Annotated in this window: 17 protein-coding genes and 1 pseudogene; 10 read left to right on the forward strand and 8 right to left on the reverse strand. The window is 65.6% G+C overall.

All coding sequences use genetic code 11. The features are described from left to right. Nucleotides 1-128 precede the first annotated feature (128 nt). On the reverse strand, nt 129-611 hold the full coding sequence (locus SLQ31_RS18495) for a hypothetical protein (RefSeq protein ID WP_319435457.1): 483 nt from the start codon (nt 609-611) through the stop codon (nt 129-131). A gap of 637 nt (nt 612-1,248) precedes the next feature. Here SLQ31_RS18495 and gjpA point away from each other — a divergent pair. The 4 genes and pseudogenes from gjpA to SLQ31_RS18515 form a co-directional block, all read left to right on the forward strand. Continuing rightward, nucleotides 1,249-2,469, forward strand: a complete 1,221-nt coding sequence (gene gjpA / locus SLQ31_RS18500; RefSeq protein ID WP_319435458.1) for an outer membrane porin GjpA — start codon at nt 1,249-1,251, stop codon at nt 2,467-2,469. Nucleotides 2,470-2,531: 62 nt separating this feature from the next. Further along, nucleotides 2,532-3,026, forward strand: coding sequence for a VOC family protein (locus SLQ31_RS18505; RefSeq protein ID WP_319435459.1), 495 nt, complete (start codon nt 2,532-2,534; stop codon nt 3,024-3,026). A gap of 95 nt (nt 3,027-3,121) precedes the next feature. Beyond that, entirely contained in the window at nt 3,122-3,862 is a 741-nt protein-coding gene (locus SLQ31_RS18510; protein WP_319435460.1) for a hypothetical protein, read from the forward strand. Between the two features lie 11 nt (nt 3,863-3,873). Then, nucleotides 3,874-4,197 (forward strand): annotated as a pseudogene (locus tag SLQ31_RS18515) (hypothetical protein); the annotation flags it as partial. Here SLQ31_RS18515 and SLQ31_RS18520 read toward each other — a convergent pair. From SLQ31_RS18520 to SLQ31_RS18535, 4 genes are read right to left on the reverse strand one after another with little or no spacing between them, the layout of a single operon-like run. Beyond that, nucleotides 4,113-5,747 (reverse strand): radical SAM protein, encoded by a 1,635-nt coding sequence (locus SLQ31_RS18520; protein ID WP_319435820.1) that lies wholly within the window; start codon nt 5,745-5,747, stop codon nt 4,113-4,115. The pseudogene SLQ31_RS18515 and the gene SLQ31_RS18520 sit on opposite strands and share 85 nt — an antisense overlap. An 8-nt stretch (nt 5,748-5,755) precedes the next feature. Continuing rightward, nucleotides 5,756-6,220 carry a hypothetical protein gene (locus SLQ31_RS18525; protein WP_319435461.1) on the reverse strand — a complete coding sequence of 155 codons (465 nt, stop codon included), beginning with the start codon at nt 6,218-6,220 and terminating at the stop codon, nt 5,756-5,758. Continuing rightward, on the reverse strand, nt 6,217-7,002 hold the full coding sequence (locus SLQ31_RS18530) for a prolipoprotein diacylglyceryl transferase (RefSeq protein ID WP_319435462.1): 786 nt from the start codon (nt 7,000-7,002) through the stop codon (nt 6,217-6,219). Before SLQ31_RS18530 ends, SLQ31_RS18525 begins: the two co-directional genes overlap by 4 nt. 55 nt (nt 7,003-7,057) lie before the next feature. Then, nucleotides 7,058-9,907, reverse strand: a complete 2,850-nt coding sequence (locus SLQ31_RS18535; protein WP_319435463.1) for an Ig-like domain-containing protein — start codon at nt 9,905-9,907, stop codon at nt 7,058-7,060. Here SLQ31_RS18535 and SLQ31_RS18540 point away from each other — a divergent pair. Further along, a complete protein-coding gene (locus SLQ31_RS18540; RefSeq protein WP_319435464.1) occupies nt 9,906-10,319 on the forward strand; it encodes a hypothetical protein in 414 nt (137 codons plus the stop codon). The genes SLQ31_RS18535 and SLQ31_RS18540 overlap by 2 nt on opposite strands. Nucleotides 10,320-10,622: 303 nt before the next feature. Here the strand turns inward: SLQ31_RS18540 and SLQ31_RS18545 are convergent, their stop codons facing one another. Further along, a complete protein-coding gene (locus SLQ31_RS18545; RefSeq protein ID WP_319435465.1) occupies nt 10,623-11,486 on the reverse strand; it encodes a hypothetical protein in 864 nt (287 codons plus the stop codon). 38 nt (nt 11,487-11,524) lie between these two features. On the opposite strand from SLQ31_RS18545, the gene SLQ31_RS18550 reads away from it, so the two are divergent. Beyond that, nucleotides 11,525-12,556 (forward strand): acyl-CoA dehydrogenase family protein, encoded by a 1,032-nt coding sequence (locus SLQ31_RS18550; protein WP_319435466.1) that lies wholly within the window; start codon nt 11,525-11,527, stop codon nt 12,554-12,556. 6 nt (nt 12,557-12,562) lie between these two features. Here SLQ31_RS18550 and SLQ31_RS18555 read toward each other — a convergent pair whose 3' ends face one another. Next, on the reverse strand, nt 12,563-13,225 hold the full coding sequence (locus SLQ31_RS18555; protein ID WP_319435467.1) for a hypothetical protein: 663 nt from the start codon (nt 13,223-13,225) through the stop codon (nt 12,563-12,565). A gap of 133 nt (nt 13,226-13,358) precedes the next feature. Between SLQ31_RS18555 and SLQ31_RS18560 the strand changes: the two genes are divergently transcribed. From SLQ31_RS18560 to SLQ31_RS18575, 4 genes are read left to right on the forward strand one after another with little or no spacing between them, the layout of a single operon-like run. Next, entirely contained in the window at nt 13,359-14,030 is a 672-nt protein-coding gene (locus tag SLQ31_RS18560) for a cysteine hydrolase (RefSeq protein ID WP_413642575.1), read from the forward strand. Next, on the forward strand, nt 14,027-14,488 hold the full coding sequence (locus SLQ31_RS18565) for a nuclear transport factor 2 family protein (protein WP_319435469.1): 462 nt from the start codon (nt 14,027-14,029) through the stop codon (nt 14,486-14,488). The genes SLQ31_RS18560 and SLQ31_RS18565 overlap by 4 nt, the downstream gene beginning before the upstream one ends. A gap of 19 nt (nt 14,489-14,507) precedes the next feature. Continuing rightward, nucleotides 14,508-15,146, forward strand: a complete 639-nt coding sequence (locus SLQ31_RS18570) for a pyridoxamine 5'-phosphate oxidase family protein (RefSeq protein WP_319435470.1) — start codon at nt 14,508-14,510, stop codon at nt 15,144-15,146. A 5-nt stretch (nt 15,147-15,151) separates the two neighbouring features. Next, nucleotides 15,152-16,903 (forward strand): MOSC domain-containing protein, encoded by a 1,752-nt coding sequence (locus SLQ31_RS18575; RefSeq protein WP_319435821.1) that lies wholly within the window; start codon nt 15,152-15,154, stop codon nt 16,901-16,903. A 3-nt stretch (nt 16,904-16,906) separates the two neighbouring features. Here SLQ31_RS18575 and SLQ31_RS18580 read toward each other — a convergent pair whose 3' ends face one another. Further along, on the reverse strand, nt 16,907-17,947 hold the full coding sequence (locus tag SLQ31_RS18580) for a CobW family GTP-binding protein (RefSeq protein ID WP_319435471.1): 1,041 nt from the start codon (nt 17,945-17,947) through the stop codon (nt 16,907-16,909). Between the last annotated feature and the right edge of the window lie 200 nt (nt 17,948-18,147).

An 18,147-nucleotide genomic window follows, 5' to 3' on the forward strand; every position in this document is an offset into this window, starting at 1 on the left:
TGCTCCTGGCGGTCGCTGGCGGATCGAGAGGGGCAAGCCCGACCACATTGGATCACAGCGCTGGCGACGCGCTCACGGTGGCGCCCGTCGAAAATCCGGGCGCCACCGCGATTATCAGCGGGTCGTTGTTACTGGCAGCCGCCGACCGGAGTGGTGACCACCAGGTTGTCGCCACCACTGGCGTCGGCGTGGGATCCGCAGTATGCCGTGGCTTCGTTGGTGTTGCCATTGCCCGCGAACGCGACGCTGTCGGTGCCGTCGGCGGTGGCGGTGTTTTCGTCACCGCCACTCACCGTGGCTGTGCCGCCGTTATTCGCTTCGGCGATATTGAGCTTCCCGCCGGTGATCGTCGCGGTGCTGCCATTGCGCGCCCGCGCTACGACGAACTTTCCATCTTGGGCGGTCGCGGTGCTGTTGTTTTCGGCGTCCGCGAAGTTCAAGAATCCTCCGGTTGCCGTCGCGGTGCTGTTGTCCGTCGCAAGCGCCACATTGAAGAATCCGCCGCCGGCGTAGGCGTTGCTGCCGGCCCCTGCCACTGCCAAGTTGAACCCGGGATCCGAGGTCGCCGTCGCGGTGCCGGACTGAACCAGACTGTGGCCGTTGAACGACATGGCGAAGTTGGGCGTCGGTTGCGGCTCCGATGCGGCGCGAACGCGGGCGGCGGAGCTCGGACTGCGCGGGGCCGTCTTGACACCGGATTGGGTGTTATTGCTGGAAGACGCCTGTTTGTGTGTGTTACTAGCGCCGGCAGACGGCGACGCCAGAGCGGTCGGTGCGCCAATGCCTAGAGCGATCAGCGGACCGCCGATGCAAACTGCACAAATCTTTGCTGTAGACGAGGGTGTGAAGCCCGTTTTCACGATGATTTCCTTAACTGTCGAGGTAGATCCCCAACCCGGCTGTGATGGTAGTCACATTATTACGCGGAAGCAAATAGCTGAGCGGTAGCTGAGGTGCCGTCAAGCCGTGTTCCAGACCGATGCCTGCACGGCCCGCGAGTGCATTTTTCGTGAGGGGCATCGCGTGGTTCTGCTGGCTTGACCTGCGAAATTCCCGGCAAGCGGAAGCGCGGTCGAGAGTCGCTGCAAGGAGTTGCTGCGGGTGCAGAAAAATCTTGCGAAGTTTTGCCACAGCAAGCATCGAGAACCGGCTGTAGAGGGCAATCCGTCGCCGGTTTCAGGTTTCCCGCCGTCGCCTCTCAGATACGGTTCTCGTGGGTCAGGGGTGACACGACAACGGGGAGTCGACATGCCTGCAATGCCTCGCCCATTCATCGCGGCCGGTGTGGCTGTGGTGGGTACCAGCGCCATCGCGATGAGCCCGGTTGTGGTGCCGCCGCCCACCCTTCGCGCCGAGGCCGCGATCCAGTTGACTGCGACCACCGACTGGGCGGACGTCTTCTCGCAGGTGAGCGTGAATGCACAGGCTCTGTTCGACACCTGGCGCGAAGCGCCGGCCCCGATCCTGCAGCAGATCGCCGCCAACCTGCGGACGTACCTGATGGAACTGCCCGACCTGCCGGGCATCGCTACGCAAGTGCAAGCCAATTTTCAGGCCGCGCTCGCCGCGCCGATGGCGCCCGATCCGTCGACCCTGGACAGCACGCATCGAGCCTTCTACGAACTGCTGCCGGCGATCACGCAGTTGCCCGGAATACCAGATTTGTTGCACCTCAGCATCTCTCCGACAGGTAAGCAGCTGCTGGCATTTTCGACGACCGCGCTGAGCGGCGTTTTGCTGGGCATGGCGGGTCCGATACTCGGCCCCCTGGTTGTCCTGGCGGCCAGTCTCGAATCCATCCGAACCGATCTCACCGCCGCGACGCCGGATCCTGCGAGCGCGATGAGCACCCTGGCCAACATTCCGGCAGCCATGACCGACGCGTTCCTCAACGGTGGCGAACATGTCGACCTCACCGCTCTGGCCAAAGCATTCGGACCGGCGATCGGGGTGAGTTTCCCCGACGGCGTCCAAGTGGGTATGGCTGTGGGCGGTCTGCTCAGCCCGGGCGGCTCGATATTCAACGCGCTCGACTTCGCCTACGACAACGACCTGCTCGGCGTGCTGCATATCCACGTCCCGCTCGCGACGGGGACCGCGGTCGGGCCCTTCGGGGCAATGATGGAGTTCGCCAGGACCATCGCCAAGGCGATCGGCTGGCAGGGCGCAAGCAGTTCCGCCGCTGCGCTAAGCCCGACTGCACAGAGTTTGGTTGCGGCCAACGAGGTGCCCCGTTCGGTGCAGAGCCCCGGCGCGGCCCGTTCAGTGAGCATTCGTTCGACCAACGCAGACAAAGCAATCCGCACTGCGGCGGCTTCCGCGCCGGCCGATGACGCGGCCAAGAGCGCCGTCGGCGGCAGGCATCGCGCTCAAGCGAAATCAGCGGCAGCTGGCCCTGGCAAGGCGGTGAATTCCGTCGGCAGCGGCCGCCATGCCGCGCGGTCCGCGGCTGCGGCGGCCTCGCGCTAACCACACTCCCGGTCATCGGTACCCGCGGGGCTCCCAGGCGTCCGCTCTGTCAGACTTCGCTGATGATCCAGGGTTTCTCGCATATCGGCATCTGTGTGACCGACCTCGACCGTTCGATCCGGTTCTACACCCAGGTTTTCGGGTTCGCGCAGCTCTACAAGCTCGACTTCGACAACAACGAGGTCGCTGCGACCATGGAGCAGGACGGCAGATTCCGCTCCGCGATGCTCATCCGTGACGACGTTCGGATCGAACTGTTGCAGTGGGTTGATGTACCGACGACCGGGTCAGGCGAGCGCAAGCGGATGACCGAGCTTGGCTTCACACATCTTTCGTTCCGGGTCGAGGACGTCGACGGTTTGACCGATGCCATCCTCGCCGCGGGCGGTGAGTTGGTGGAGACGACGCGCACCGTGCTGGGTGACGTCGACGACCCGACGTCCGGCCGGTTCATCTACCTGACCGACCCCGACGGCACCCGCATCGAACTCATGCAAAACGTCCCCGATCTCTCCGGTATCAGTGCCGCGGACATCGCCGCGGCAGCCACCGGCTAGCCGAATCTCAAAGCTCGGCACCTGTGCCTCGGCGTGCCAGAGCCCAGATTCTGGCGGATTCGGGCGATGATACGCGTGTGGCTATTGATGCGAATGTGACTACGGAACCGACGGTCGACGTGCCGGACGAGCAACCCGTCGCGCCTCCCGCTGCTGAACAGCCGATAGCACCCGAGGCTCCGCCCGCCCCGTCAGCGCACCAACGCACCTGGTCCATGCCGAAATCCCCGGTCGCCCGCAAGCAAGCCGACGAGATGGGCCGGATCGCTCTCAACACGATCACGGCAATCGCCAGGTTCGTTGCCCGCGTCGCTCGATCTGGCGCGGCCGCTGCCAGGCAGGCCTGGCACGTCATCGAAGCGGTGCCGGCGGCCGTACAACTGTTCTTCGGCGCGGGCGCAACGATGCTCCTCGGTGTCGTCGGCGCGATCACGCTCCACACCACCCTTGGATTGATCTGCACAGTTGTGGTGATCCCGCTGTGCGCTGCAATCCTCGGAGCTCTCGGACACCGCTGGTACAGCGGGCTTGGCATCGAGGTGGCTCGCCGGGCGGACCCGGCGCAACCGGCCACGTCGGATCTGCAGCGGTCGGTCCAGTACGTGGACGCGAAACTCGGGCAGGCCCTGACCTCGTTCGGCACCGAACATCATCAGCAGGCGGTAATCGCGCTCTTCCAGGCGAAGACGGCAGTCGAGCTCACTTTGGGCACCGAGCAGGACGTTACGAGCTTCTTCGAGGTGCCGCTGCGCGCGGAGGACTACGGCCTGCGGCCACGGATTCAGGCCGGGTCGACTTCGGCACTGCGAGAAGGTAATTCGCGAGCGGCATCGTGACCGAGAAGGCCATCTCGGGGCAGGTCGCGCTCATCGAAGACGACTACACGCTGGTCATCAACCGCGGCACCGAAGCCGGTGTAGCGGTAGGCATGGTCTTCGCGGTGAACTCCAGCACGGGTCCGGTGATCACCGATCCCGAATCCGGCCGGGAGTTGGGCAGACTGAGCCGGGAGAAACTGCGGGTGCGGGTGTTCGAGGCGCAGCCGTTGTTCGCCCGTGCGCACACCTTCGCCGCGACCGACGACTTCTACGGTTTGCTCCAAATCCCGTTCGTTGCACCGGCGGCGGACGAGGTTGTCACGGTCGATGTGGGGGATACCGTCGAATTGATTGCCCCAGTCTCGGCCGCGACGAGCGGAAGCTGTCGGCCCGCGGCAATGGACATGCGCTGACGGGCTAAGGCCGGCCACGCCTGCACGGCGCAGAACGGCGCGCACTGGTGCTGATCGGCGCTGGTGCCGACATGTACGCAGCATTGCACCAATCGTTCTTCGATCATGGTGGCCATGTCCATGAACGGTTTGACGGTGATCCGGACGACCCGTTCTCCGAGCAGTTGGCGGAGCTTCCGACGGCGTCCGGGCAACGCCGACGACGCCATAGTCAGCAATGTGCCCACGCCGAGATCGCAGTTCTGACAGATGATTCGCCACACGTCGCCGATGTCTGGGTGCGACAGCGAAGACTGCTCGGACAGCAGCCCGAGCAGAGATTCTTTGACCGCCAGCCGCAGCTGCTGGGGGAGTTCGGTGTCGACGATCCTGTTGGAGACCAGACCGAGCCTGGCCTTGAGGCCATCATGGCCGAGCAGTGACACCAGCGAGCGCCAGACGCCGGCGTCGTCGCGAATCATGTACCCGACCGAACAACAATGCGGGTGCGAACACGGCAACGCGGTCAGGTCACGCCAGGTGACCAAGCTGTCGGTCTGTGGACCCAGCCGCTTGAGTACGCCGGTATGGGTGAGCCGATCGAGCGGGTCGATGTCTCCTGACCGGCCGGAGCCGAACTGGGGCTGGATGCTGATTCCACCGACGTACGGCGTGTCCAAGGCGAGCTGCACCATGTCGCCGATCTCGGTGTCATTGACTCCGAGGGCGGCCGTCATGACCAGCGTCGTGAAGATCTCGTTATCCGAGAGTCGTTGCAGTGCAAGATTCTTCAGAGCCCGTAAGTCACCGCCGCGGTGATGGCGATGTGCGATTTCGGACAGCCCGTCGTATTGAAGGTAGACCTCGACGCGGTCTCGGTGTCCGGTAAGCAACTCAAGCAGCGAGTCGTCGGTGGCAAGGCGAATACCGTTGCTGTTGATGAGTATTCGGGTGATGGGCCGTGTTGTCAGTTCGGCGAGCAGTTCCGGTAGCGCGGGGTGCAGCGTCGGCTCGCCACCGGACAACATCAGCACGTCGATGCGGCCGTTCTCGCGAGCCAGTCGCTGGTCCACATTGGCCAGTACGTCGGCGACCGGCACCACGTTGCGCAGGTCGGGCGAGGAGCCGGTGAAGCAGGTGGGACAGCGCAGGTTGCAGGTCTCGGCGATGTCTTCGAGAAGGATGCAGGTGTGCTGCGTCTGCATCTCCGGCAACCCGCGCAGGTATGCAGACGGGATCGGGTCGAAATTACCGGCCACGTCGGGGTTGTGCGCTTTGGTCGGCGCTGTCCACTCCTCCAGATAGGACAGGATTTCCGGATCCTCGTCGTAGAGGGTGCACACCAATCCGTGTGTCTGGCAACCACGTTCGAGCCACACTCGGCCGTCGCGCTCGACCAGTCGACCGCTCAGCCGCGCGACGTCACCCAGTGGTCTTTCGGGTGCTTCTGTGTGGCAGGACGGGCAGAAGGCGGTGACGTAGCGCAACAGCCGGTCGCCGCGCAACGCCATCCCGTTCGTCACGAGTACATCTCGGGATTGAGACCGGTGCAGAACCCGACCGAGACGATGGAGAGGAAGGCCCAGCCGATCATCAATCCCAGACCCAATCCCTTGATGGTGGCGTTCGATGTCGCAAGCAGGGCGCCCCCACCGCCCAAGGCGGTCAAGGCCAACACCGCAGCTCCGACGGCCACCGGCGTGGTCCCGTTGCTGCCGCTCATCGTCAGCACCGCGAAACCCATCACGAGGTTGAACGCGAAGTACAGAAACGCTCCGAGGAACGCCATCCCGACCGAGATACGTGGACGACGAGGGGGCGGCCCCGGGGGTGGATATCCCGGCGGTGGGTACCCGTATTGACCCGGCGGCAGATATCCCGGGGGTGGCGGATACGCCGGTGGCTGTGGCAGATACGCGGGCGGCAGGGGGTCATCTGGCGGGACGTCGGCGTTGTGATCGTCGCCAGGTGGGGGCGTCGTCATGCGAGTGCCTCCTGCCCACGGGGTGAGGTTCGATAGTAGCCGCGGCGGTATCCGTACGACAGCCGAAATCCGATGAGGACGAGCGAAGGCAGTAGAAACCATTGCGGCCGAGTCAGATCCAGCCACACCGTTTCGTTCGCTCTGGTGAATTCGACGAAGAACCGGAACACCGCGTAGGCCGCGACGTACAAGACGAACAGTTCACCGGGCCGGGTGATTCGGGGACGCAGCCACATCAGTGCAGCGAATGCCGCTAGCTGGAAAGCGATCTCGTACAGGAACGAGGGATGCATCGCCTGGCCGGTCAGGCAGCCGGGGCATTCGGGCGTGCTAGCGGCCGCGTGCACACCCCACGGCAGGGAGGTCGGACGGCCGGGAGCTTCCGTCAGATAGCACCCGATCCGGCCCACAGCCATCCCGAGCGCTACCGCCGGAGCGAACAGATCGCCGGTCTTGCCCCGGTACCCGCCGATGCGTTTGGCGACCAGGACGCCGACGTACGCGCCGAGCAGACCGCCGAGAATGCTTTTCGAACCGTATTCCCACGCCTGCGCCATGGTCGGATTGGCACTGAAATCCAGGTGCGGGGCCAAACCGGAGAGTCGCATCCCGATGGCGCCGCCGACAAGCGCACCGGCGGCCGCCACGAGCGATTGATCGTTGACCGCGCCGCGCCGCCGCGCCTCGACGACGAACACCACCATTGCCGCCAACACTCCGAGCCCGACGAACAGACCGTGCACGGGCACCGCCACGGGTCCGACATGCCATTCGGGGACCACATGCGAAACCTATCGGCAGTTTCGCCGGCGCGGCAACGGATGCGCCAAACTCTGGTCAGGCCGCGATTGTGTCCGCCTCGCTGTTCGGCTGAGGGATCGCCGAGACGATGTTCATGTTGTAGTCGCTGGTCTGCCAGGCCTTCATGAACGCGCTCAGTGAGTACTCCTCACCGCCTTTGTCGCCGGCGCTGTCGTTGACCCATACCTTGCCGGCGGCCGTATCGATCTTCAGCACCTGAATCGCGTGATTGGACGTGGTGAAATCCGGGGTGGATGAGGGAGGCTTCCAGCTTGGAACGGACGAATAGAGCGAGTTGTTGTTGACGCTGACGGTGATCGCCTTGCCTTGCACCAGTGCGGCCTCCATGTCGTTGAGCGCACGCTGACCGTCGACCGCTGTCGCCCCTGCGATCGTGTTGCCGTTCGCGTCATAGGTCCCATATCTCATGTTGACGGCCGTCACCGCGAAGTGCTTTTCCATCAACAGCACGTTGTCTCGCGGAAAGGTTCCCAGCTCGATGAACTCACTGAGATACATCTTCCTGCCGGGGATGACGATGCTGTCGAGTTCCTTGGCCCAATCGACCATCGTCTGTTCGTCCACCGTCTGAGTGTTCGTGACTTGGGCCGCGGCCATTGCCGAAGCCACCAGAGCGCAGTTCCAATAGCTCTGCTTCTGCCAGAGTTGCGCGAGTTCCGTAACGTTGCCGCCGTAAACCCCTGTCCCGTTGACAGTTACGGTGATCTGTCGTTCGATCGTGTCGGGCTTCGAGATCCCCATCGCCACGGCAGCGGAGTGCAGCACGCCCTGAATAAAGCCCGCGAATCCCGGCAACTTCGCGCCCGCCCCATTGTTGACCGTGATTGTGAACGTGTCGGTGATGCCGGGTGTCACAAACTCAGCATCCGCGGTGTAGTCGTAATGCCCTTTCTCCGCGTCGAGCTTGACCGTGCCATACTTCGGCTGCGTCTTCACCGAGTACGTCACCGGGTAGGCATTGTTGCTCTTGCCGTTGAGATCAACGGTGATCGTCTTCTTCACGCCCCACTGGCTCCAGATGCTTGGCGAAATGGTGGGCGCGTTGTTGAAGAAGACGTATGACAGACGCTCGGACAGCTCTGTCCACATCGACTGCAATGTCACCGGAGCGGCCGACGACACCGCGCTGCGGGCGGCCGAAGTCAATGCGGTTGCGCCAGAGCCAGATTCCTCAGTCACCGTCGAAGCGGCTGCGCCGTCTACGCCGGGCTCACCCGGAGTTCCGCTGTTGCCGTATGAGCCAGGGACGCCGGGAGATCCGGCGCTGCTCTTGCCGCCAGTGCCGTAGTTGCCGCGATCGCCGCCGCCGCCGCCACCACCACTGCGTGGCCCGCTGCCACCGGTCCCACCGTCGCCGCCGTTACCGCCGTTGCCGCCGTTGCCGCCGCCCTTATTGCCCTCGCCACCCTGACCGGCGGTTCCGCCCGGGCCGCCCTTGCCGCCGTCGCCGGCGATGTTCTGATCGGTGCCCGCGCCACCGACACCGCCCTTGCCGCCGTTGCCGCCGTCGCCGGCTTGGCCGCCGTAGCCATTACTCCAGCCGGCTTTGCCCCCGTTACCGCCCCAACCGCCTTTTCCGCCGTCGGCGTTCTGGCCGCCGTCACCACCGATGCCGCCATCGCCGCCACGGCCGCCAGTGCCGCCGGTTCCGTTGTTGTCAACTGTGTTTCCGCCGTTACCACCGGCGCCGCCCGGACCGCCCTGGCCGCCGCCACCGCTGGAGCCCGATATGCCGTTCGACGCTATCGCCAAGAGGTAGGCGCCCCTACCCGGTTGGCCACCGGCTGCTCCACCGGACCCACCGTCGCCGCCCCGGCCACCATTACCGGCGGTGCGCCCGTCGCCGGTAGGTGGGTTGTAGGCCTTGCCCCAGTAGCTGTAGCCGCGACCACCGGCACCGCCCCAACCGCCTTGGCCGCCGTTCCCGCCATCGCCACCGGTGCCGAACACCATGCTGCCGTCACCGCCGTGGCCGCCGCTGCCGCCCTGGGCGCCGCCGAAGCCGCCTGTGCCGTCGGGCGAATTCTCCGATCCATTGTCGCCGCGCCGTCCTTGCTGGCCGATTCCTCCTGCGGCGCCGTTGCCTCCTCGGCCGAACAATGACAACGATCCGACATTGCCGCCGTCGCCGCCGTCGCCACCGCCGTAACCGCCCGTGCCACCGGCACCGCCGTTACCCGCCCAGAGTCCGCCGCTTCCCCCGTGTCCACCGTTGCCGCCGCGATCGTCGTCGTGGCCCTCCCACGGACTTTCGCTGCCTGCACCGCCATTGCCGCCCGTGGAGTACAGCGAGAAGCGGCCACCGTTACCGCCGTCTCCGCCGTCGCCGCCATAAGTGCCCCGGCCACCCTTGCCGCCGTTGCCGGCCACCCCGCCCAACGAGAACGATCCGGCGTCACCGCCTTCGCCGCCTTGGCCGGCCGTGCCGCCGCTGGTGATGGCATCCCCGCCGTTTCCGCCGTGGCCGCCGTTGCCCCGGAACGTGCCGCCGTTTCCGCCAGCGCCGCCGTCGGAACCTTCGGTTCCCATCGCGCGGCCGGCATTGCCGCCGTTTCCGCCCTTGCCGAACAGCCCGGCCGATCCGCCGTTGCCGCCAGCGGCTCCCTCTTGGATCGCGGTGCCGTCGTATGCATTTCCGGCGTCCCCGCCATTGCCCGCCATGAGGCCGCCACGTCCGCCGTTACCGCCGTCGCCGTCCTCGAAGTCGACCACGCCGGCGCCGCCCTTGCCGCCGTTGCCGAATAGTCCAGCAGCGCCGCCATTTCCGCCGTTGAAGCCACTCCCGCCATTGCCGAAGGCGCCGGCGCGGCCCCCATTGCACACCGCGGTGCACGTTTCGGCGGTGTAGGAATAGCCGTTACCCATGACGATCCCAGCGTCGGGATGGACGGCGGTCCCGTTGCTGAAGAAGAAGCTGACGAGCGACTCGACATTGGCATTGGCTCGCACCGCTGCCGACGGCGGTGTGCGGGTGACCGATGCGGACGCCGTCGTGCTCTTTGTTGCGCGTGCCGGACGGTTGGTGACCGTGTTCGATGGCCGCGGCTTCGTCCGCTTGGGCCCGGCATGTGCCGTCGGCTTCGACGGTCCGCTGGCCGACGAGCTGCTCGAACCGGTTGAATCGGCCGACGCCACGGCGGGCATGGACGCAAGCGCAGCACCGACACCCAGTGCGACGGCCGAGGCGCCGACCCAGGTCAGCACCCTGAGATGTCCGGGCGCGACCGGCCTCGGCGGGATGATGCCCCCGAACTCGGCCGGCAGCGTGCGCAGGTGACTGGTCTGGACATCATTGGTCGAACTCATTTGGCTTCTCCCCGGTAGAGCCGCATTCGAGCTGGTCATCGGGTCATCCCCGACCGTTATCGCGCAGCCTAGGAGGGACGATTTGAACGTGCCCATAGTTTGCTGAAAAGTCGCTGTCACGACACGTCCGACGGAGGCGTCCATAAGTGTTCTATCCGCAGGTCAGGCCACGGTACGCGGGTGTACACATTTGTCAGCGTCGTCGAGCCGATTCGGCCCGCGTGAAAGACTCGTGGCTCCAAGTTATTTGGCGGGACCACTTGGGATGCGGTCGTCAGCCGGGAACGATCCGGCGTGCGGCACGCGCGAATCGCGACGGCGGGATCTGCCACATCACGTCGTCGGCGACGTCCCAGGCGTATCGCGGTACCGCTCCGTCCAGCAGCTCACGCAGCTCGGGGAACTGCAGCTCGTCGGCGGACCACCGGTAGAGTGAGTCGAGTCTGGGCTGGATCACGCCGATGTCCAGCAGATGGCCGAAGCCGTGTTCGACAGCGATGTAGTTCTCCACGTCGTCGCCGAGCGGATAGCGGTCGGGCAGTACCCGCGACAGCGAAAGATAGATGCCGGTCATGCCGAGGCGCGGGTCGCCGAGCGGGCGGCCCAGCGGCGCAAGCCATCCCAGCGCCAACCGGGGTGCGGATACCAGCGCATGAGCGTAGAGGACGCGAAGCAGAACCACATTGAGGAAGAATCGCTCGACGCGGCTTTCGGCCGCCGCCAGCGGCATGTTGGCCAGATAGCCCGCGACGATGCTCGTGTTGTGTGCGCGGTACCAACTTCGCGCGGTCGGTTGCTGGATGAACGCGAGGTGGGCGGCCGCGCCGAGACTCGTGGGCTCTCCCGCGTAGCCGAACGCCAACGCGCGGGCTTCCGCGGTGTCGCGCAGGAGACCCGCATTCATCGCCCGCCACCACGGGCTGCCGGGCAACGAATGCGTCGGGGGATTGAGGAGGCCCCGTCGGAGTTGCCATTTCATGAATGCCGACGCCGCGCGCCGGTAGGGAAGATACCCGCGGTCGATTGTTGTTGGGACCCGGTACATCTGGCGCAGTAGCCCCAGCCGTCCCATCGGGTCGTCAGAAACCTGCTCGACGGCCGAGTCAGCGTAGGCGGCAGCCTCGGAGGGCCCACTCATGCCCGCCATCCTCCCAGGAACCACGCTAACGTCGTGCTGTGACATCGAACCTGGTCGAGCGGGCGCACGAGATCGCTGACACCGTGCTGTTCCCCGCGGCCCTTGCGGTCGATCGGACGGGACATGTGCCCGACAGCCATTGGGACGCTCTCGCCGATGCAGGGCTGTACGGGATCGCCGCTCCCACCGACGCGGGCGGTCCGGGGCTGGACCTGACACAGATCATCGAGATCCTCGAAACGATGGCGGGCGGCTGCCTGGCCACCGCGTTCACCTGGGTGCAGCATCACGGCATGCTCGCCTCGCTCGCCGCGAGCGGCAACCTCGCGCTGCGCGACGAGATCGTTCCCGGCGCGATCGCCGGCCGCATCCGCGGTGGCGTGGCCTACGCCGGGGCGGTGCCCGTGCCGCCGCGGATGCGGGCGCAACGGGTGTCCGACGGATGGCGGTTGTCGGGGCACGCCCCGTTCGTCAGCGGCTGGGGCATCATCGACGTCCTCCAGATCTCGGCCGGGGACGTCGAAACCGGTGACATCGTGGCGGGTTTGATGAGCGCCGAGATCCAACCCGGCATCACGACCGTGACCGCTCAGTCGTTGTTCGTCGCCGATGCCTCACAGACGGTCGCATTGGAAGTCGACGGCCTGTTCATTCCCGACGACCGGATCGTCAGCCGGGTGCCACGCGCGGACTTCATGGCCAATCAGAACTTCGGGTCACGACTCAACGCGACACTGCCCATCGGCCTGGTCGGTCGCTGCGCGCAGTTGCTTGATGAGGCAGGCGAGACCGCCGCGGCGGTCTCGCTACGCGGTGAGGCCGACGCGATACGGGAACGACTCGATGCCGGCCTCGGCGACGCGACGACATTGTTGCGTGCCCGCGCCGATGGCTGCGAGTTGGCCACCCGCGCGGCGGGCGCGCTGGTCGCGGCACGCGGTGGGCCCTCGTTGCTGCGTTCGGATCCCGCGCAGTTGCTGGCGCGTTCGGCGCTGTTCACTCTGGTGGCCGCGAGTCGCCCGGAGCTCAAACGCTCGCTGATCGACCATCTGTCGCACGCCCAGGAATAGCGAGAATTAGTACGGCAGAGGCGATTTCGTTGGGGCGGCCTGGAGCTCGCGTTGATAGCGGGGAGCTTTCGCCAACAAGATGACGTAAAGCGTATCCAGCACCACGATCTCGATGTAGATCACCAGCCACAGCACATTTGACGGATCGTAGAGATACTGCGAGATGGCCGCGGTCAACGTGCCCAGCAGCTTGGCCCAGGCGATCCACATGCTCTGGCCGCGCCGATCGCCGCGCCGGATCAGCATCGTCAAGAACAACACCGACATGATCAGGTTGTCGATGTATGCGGTGTAGACCGAGCCGTTCTCTTTTCCGAAGACCGACACGATCGCCATCATCACCGGGGTCACCATGGCAAAGCTGAAGACGAACTTCGGCCAGAAGTACGACTCAGGGAGGTTCTTCGGGTAATCGGACCGCCAGTACTTCAGGAAGACCGCCAGGATCACGACATCGGCGGCGAACCAGACCGCGTTGATGGATTCCTGCAAAATCCCGCCGACCGACGGATAGGCGAAGGTGAACAGGAACTCCCAGGTGATGTTCATGACCATGGCCAGAAAGGGCATCGCGTAGGTGCGATCGATGAGCCCTTGCCGGATCACGCACACGTAGGCGACGATCCAGAAGATCCCACTGGCGAGCCCGAAGGCATCGATGAGTGACATTGCGGCTCGCTTTCCGCAGCGACACCGGCTCTGCGTGGAGGGGCAACCCGGGGGAGTGCTGTGGGTTCCGGTCAAGTTTTAGCAGGTGGGCACAGTCGCGGTGGCGAAATTGACGTCGGCGTTCGAGACTTGCATGGTGAACTTCGACCCCAGCCATACCGCCGTCGTCGTCATCGACCCGCAGAACGATGTTCTCAGCCCGTCGGGCAAGAATTGGGAGGTCCTGGAAGCCAGCGTGACCGAGAACAATACGGTCGGGCATCTGGTCGAGATCTTCACCGCCGCCAAAGCCGGTGGGTTCGCGGTGTTCATCTCCCCGCACTACTTCTATCCCACCGACCACGGCTGGCTGTTCAACGGTCCGCTGGAATCCGACGAACTGCGCACCGACACGTTCGCCCGGCGCGGACCGCTGACACTGGACGGCTTCACCGGATCCGGCGCCGACTGGCTCGAGGAGTTCAAGCCCTTCATCGAGGACGGGTCGACGATCGTCGCGAGCCCACACAAGGTGTGGGGACCACAAACCAATGACCTGGTGCTGCAACTGCGCAAGCGGGGGATCACCGAGATCATCCTGTGCGGCATGCTCGCCAACATGTGTGTGGAGTCGCATCTGCGGGATCTGCTCGAGCAGGGTTTCCAGGTGGCGGTGGTTCGCGACGCCACCGCCGGTCCTCGACATCCGACCCGTGGCGACGGTTATCAGGCAGCACTGGTGAACTACGCATTTTTGGCGCACGCTGTTCTGAGTACCGATGAAGTGGTTGCAGCCATGACAACCCCGACGGGAGGCTCGACGTGACGGAATCGCGTCCACCGTTCCCACCGTTCGACTTGCACGCAGCGATGCAGAAGGTGCAGGCCGCCGAAGACGCCTGGAACACCCGCGACCCGCAGCTCGTGAGTCTGGCGTACACGCCGGACAGCGTCTGGCGTAACCGTGGTCACTTCGTCACCGGCCGCGAGCAGATCGTGGAATTCCTGACCGCGAAATGGGAACGTGAGCTCGACTACGCATTGCGAAAGAGCCTGTGGGACTTCCACGGAAACCGCATTGCGGTGCGCTTCCAATACGAGTGCCGCGACGCGAGCGGCCAGTGGTGGCGCAGCTACGGCAACGAGCTGTGGGAGTTCGCCGACAGCGGACTGATGCGCCGGCGCGAGGCCAGCATCAACGATGTCGCCATCGAGGAAACCGAACGGCGCTACTTCGGGCCGCGGTCCGACAACGAACGAGGCCGGGAATTCCCGCTGCAGTGATGGGCGTTGACGAGGAGATATGAGTAAGCACTACGCGTCGATCGCGTTCACCGACGATGTCCGCGCCGTCCAGAGCGAGCACGGCAGCGACGGCTTCTATGGCCGTAAGGTTGCGGCCGGCAAGGGATCGCGCGGTGCCGACCCGCTCACCGAGGATGAGAAGGACTATCTGAGCGAGCGTGACGGTTTCTACTTGGCCTCGGTGTCGGAGACCGGCTGGCCGTATGTCCAATTCCGCGGTGGGAAGCCGGGATTCATCCGTTCCCTCGACGATCACACGATCGGCTGGGCCGACTTCCGCGGCAATCTGCAGTATGTCAGCACCGGCAATGTAAGTGGTGATGACCGCGTTGCCATCATCGCCCTCGACTATGCCCACCAGCGCCGCCTGAAAATCTTCGGCCATGCCCGCATCGTGACGATCGAGGACGACCCCGAGTTGGTGCGGTCCTTGACCGACGACACGTATGACGCCGTGATCGAGCGCGCGGTGCTCGTCGATGTCGAGGCCTACGACTGGAACTGCCAGCAGCACATCACCCCGCGCTTCACCGTCGCCGAGCTCGAATCGGCGCTGACACCGCTGCGCGATCAGCTGACCTCGCTGCAAGCCGAAAACGCCCGGCTACGTGAGCAGCTCGCGAGCGGCCCTCAGTGACCGCCGTGGCCAAACTGGTATCGGTGAACGTCGGGCTGCCCAAGGACGTGGAGTGGAACGGGCGCACCGTGTACACCGGTTCGTGGAAGGCACCGGTGGCCGGTCCGCGCATGGTTCGCCGGCTCAACATCGACGGCGACGGTCAAGGAGATCTTGGCGGCCACGGCGGCGAGAACCGGGCCGTGCTGGTATATCAGCTTGCCTCCTATGACCATTGGGCGACGGAGCTCGGCCGCGACGACTTGACCCCCGGCGCTTTCGGCGAGAACTTCACCGTCGACGGGCTGCCTGACGACGAGGTCTGCATCGGCGACCGGTACCGGATCGGTGACGTGGTCCTCGAGGTGACGCAGCCCCGGGTCACCTGCTACCGCGTCGGAATGCGTATCGGTGAACCGCGCATGGCCGCGCTTCTGGTGTCACATCACCGACCCGGGTTCTACTGCCGCGTGCTGACCGAGGGTGAAGTCACGGCCGGGCAAGACGTGGTCAAAATCGCCGACGGCCCGCAGCGGGTCAGCGTCGCCGAGATCGACGCACTGCTCTACCTTCCTGGCCATCCACGCGACGCACTGCAACGCGCGGCGGGCATCCCGGCACTGAGCCAAGGGTGGAAGACCTCGCTGCAGAGTCTTCTCGATCAGGACCCGGCAACGGGCAACAGCGGGTTGATCGGAGTGGCCGCACCGCCGCCGGCGTGGTCGGGGTTCCGGCCGTTGAAGGTCACCGAGGTCCGTGACGAGAGCCGATATGTGCGCTCGGTGCTGCTGGCCGACCCCTCAGCGGCCCCATTGCCGAAATGGCTTGCCGGCCAATCGATCGTGGTGCGTGTTACCGCCGATCCCGCCGGGGCGCCGCTGGTCCGCAATTACTCGCTGTCCAACGAGCCCGGTTCCGCCGGCTACCGCATCGGCGTGAAGCGCGAATCTGCAGGCGCGGTCAGTGCATACATCCACGACCATGTGAAGGTTGGCGACCTGATCGAGGTGGCCGCGCCGCGGGGGAATTTCTTCCTCGACGACAGCTCGCGTCCGGTGGTCCTGGTCTCGGCAGGAGTGGGCGTCACGCCGGTGCTGTCGATGCTGCATTCCTTGGCTGAGAGCGGGTCGAATCGCCCCGTCTGGTGGCTGCACAGCGCGCGAAACAGCACCGAGCAAGCGTTCGCGCTCGAGGCACACGAGCTGTTGAACCGGCTGCCGCACAGCCATTCTCGCATCTTCTACAGCAGTCCGGGCGCCACCGACCATCAGGGTGCCGACTTTGACGAGCTGGGGCGAGTGTCAGCGGAGTCGCTGTGCGAACTGGGACTGCCGGTCGAGGCCGACGTCTACGTGTGCGGACCGGAGCCGTTCATGGACGCGATCAGCGACGGCCTCGTCGCGTGTGGGATCAGCGCGGGCAGCATCCACGCGGAGCGATTCGGCGCGCATGCCGCGATTACTCCGGGCATCGCCGCAGTGCCACTCAAGCCACCCCACGTCCCAGAAGGGCCGCCCGGGACGGGACCGAATGTGCAGTTTGCGCGTAGCGCGCTGTCGGCTGCGTGGCGGTCCAGCGACACCAGCCTGCTCGAGTTCGCCGAGGCCTGCGATGTGCCGACGCGGTGGTCATGCCGCACCGGGGTCTGCCACACCTGCGAGACGGCGCTGCTGTCCGGACGGATCAGCTACGACCTCGAGCCGCTGGAACCGCCGGCCGAGGGGAACATCCTGCTCTGCATCGCCACGCCGTCCGAGGACGTCGTCGTCGACCTCTGATCGTCAGGCCCGCGAGAGGTAGCGCTGCCACCGCCGCTGCGCGGTGACCGATGCCGGTCCGTCGGCGGGCCGCAGCGCGTCGGCCATCCGGGTCTGGACGGCGGCGGTGTCGAAGTGCGTTCCGATCGCGACGAGGTGGTTTTGCGTACCTGATGACGTGGTAGCGCGCGCGATGTGGACCGCAGGCCCAACGACGTTGACCACAAAGCCGCGCACGCCTGCTCGATGTCGCACCGCCACAACGCCCTTCATCCGATACACACCGGCGGGCGGAAACTCGAGCAGCTCGATGAGCCGTTCCGGGTCGACGGCACCTTCGGTGGTCACTGTCATCGACTCGGCGTGCACGTGATCGTGAGCGCCGGTCGGCTCCTCGAACAGCGCCTCACGAAACGACAGCTGCCCCGTCTCGTCGGTCGCGGCGGCGACGTCGTAGAGCAGGGTCGGGTCGATCCGCCCGTTCGTGGCGCCGATGACGTGGGCCCGTGAATTGCGTTCCCGCACCCTGGCTTCGACACGACGCAGCGTGCGGTCTCGGTCGGCGTCCGGGATCTGGTCGAGCTTGTTCACCACGACCAACGTTGCCGCGCCATAACGTGCGGGCGCCACGCCGCCGCGGTCGACGGTGTCGAAATGCTGCACGGCGTCGATGACGTCGACGACGCCGCCGTCGCGGACACCACCGATCTCGCTGAACCCGATGATGCGGGCCAGCGCCGCCGGGTCGGCCAGGCCGCTGGCTTCCACGATGATGGCGTCCAGCCGCAGCCTGGGGTCGGCGAGGCGGGCGAGCGCGGTGTCGAGCTGGCCGTCGTCGGGCAGACAGCAGATGCAGCCGCCGGCGATCGAGGCCGGTTCGTCGATCTGTCCGCTGATCAAGCCGGCGTCGACGTTGATCTCCCCGAAGTCGTTGATTACCACGCCGATCCGGGCCTGTGGGGTACGCAGCACGTGGTTGAGCAACGTGGTCTTCCCGGCGCCGAGATACCCGGTGAGTGCGATCACCGGGATCGTCGCTGCGCGTTCGCTAGTCCGTGACACCACCTGGCGATGGTGCCACACCCGGTAGGCGCCGCCGCGACACGCCGCGACGGGTTTGCTGGAAGCTATGAATCCGATGTGGCGCACGGGCTGAAAGCCGAGGCGGTGACCGCGGCGTGAACCCCAGCTGCAGGACGCGTTCGGACCAGGTCACCGACTGAAACATTGCTGCGCGAAACGCCTTGGAAGGTAGTGGCGAACTG

The organism is Mycobacterium sp. RTGN5 (assembly GCF_033804465.1).
Taxonomy (GTDB): Bacteria; Actinomycetota; Actinomycetes; order Mycobacteriales; family Mycobacteriaceae; genus Mycobacterium.

Coding starts and splice junctions, on each gene's coding strand:
- SLQ31_RS18540 (WP_319435464.1), top strand. CDS start 9,906: ATGACGATCCCAGCGTCGGGATGGACGGCGGTCCCGTTGCTGAAGAAG.
- SLQ31_RS18560 (WP_413642575.1), top strand. CDS start 13,359: ATGGTGAACTTCGACCCCAGCCATACCGCCGTCGTCGTCATCGACCCG.
- SLQ31_RS18570 (WP_319435470.1), top strand. CDS start 14,508: ATGAGTAAGCACTACGCGTCGATCGCGTTCACCGACGATGTCCGCGCC.
- SLQ31_RS18495 (WP_319435457.1), bottom strand. CDS start 611: ATGTCGTTCAACGGCCACAGTCTGGTTCAGTCCGGCACCGCGACGGCG.
- gjpA (WP_319435458.1), top strand. CDS start 1,249: ATGCCTGCAATGCCTCGCCCATTCATCGCGGCCGGTGTGGCTGTGGTG.
- SLQ31_RS18545 (WP_319435465.1), bottom strand. CDS start 11,486: ATGAGTGGGCCCTCCGAGGCTGCCGCCTACGCTGACTCGGCCGTCGAG.
- SLQ31_RS18520 (WP_319435820.1), bottom strand. CDS start 5,747: ATGGCGTTGCGCGGCGACCGGCTGTTGCGCTACGTCACCGCCTTCTGC.
- SLQ31_RS18535 (WP_319435463.1), bottom strand. CDS start 9,907: ATGGGTAACGGCTATTCCTACACCGCCGAAACGTGCACCGCGGTGTGC.
- SLQ31_RS18525 (WP_319435461.1), bottom strand. CDS start 6,220: ATGACGACGCCCCCACCTGGCGACGATCACAACGCCGACGTCCCGCCA.
- SLQ31_RS18555 (WP_319435467.1), bottom strand. CDS start 13,225: ATGTCACTCATCGATGCCTTCGGGCTCGCCAGTGGGATCTTCTGGATC.
- SLQ31_RS18505 (WP_319435459.1), top strand. CDS start 2,532: ATGATCCAGGGTTTCTCGCATATCGGCATCTGTGTGACCGACCTCGAC.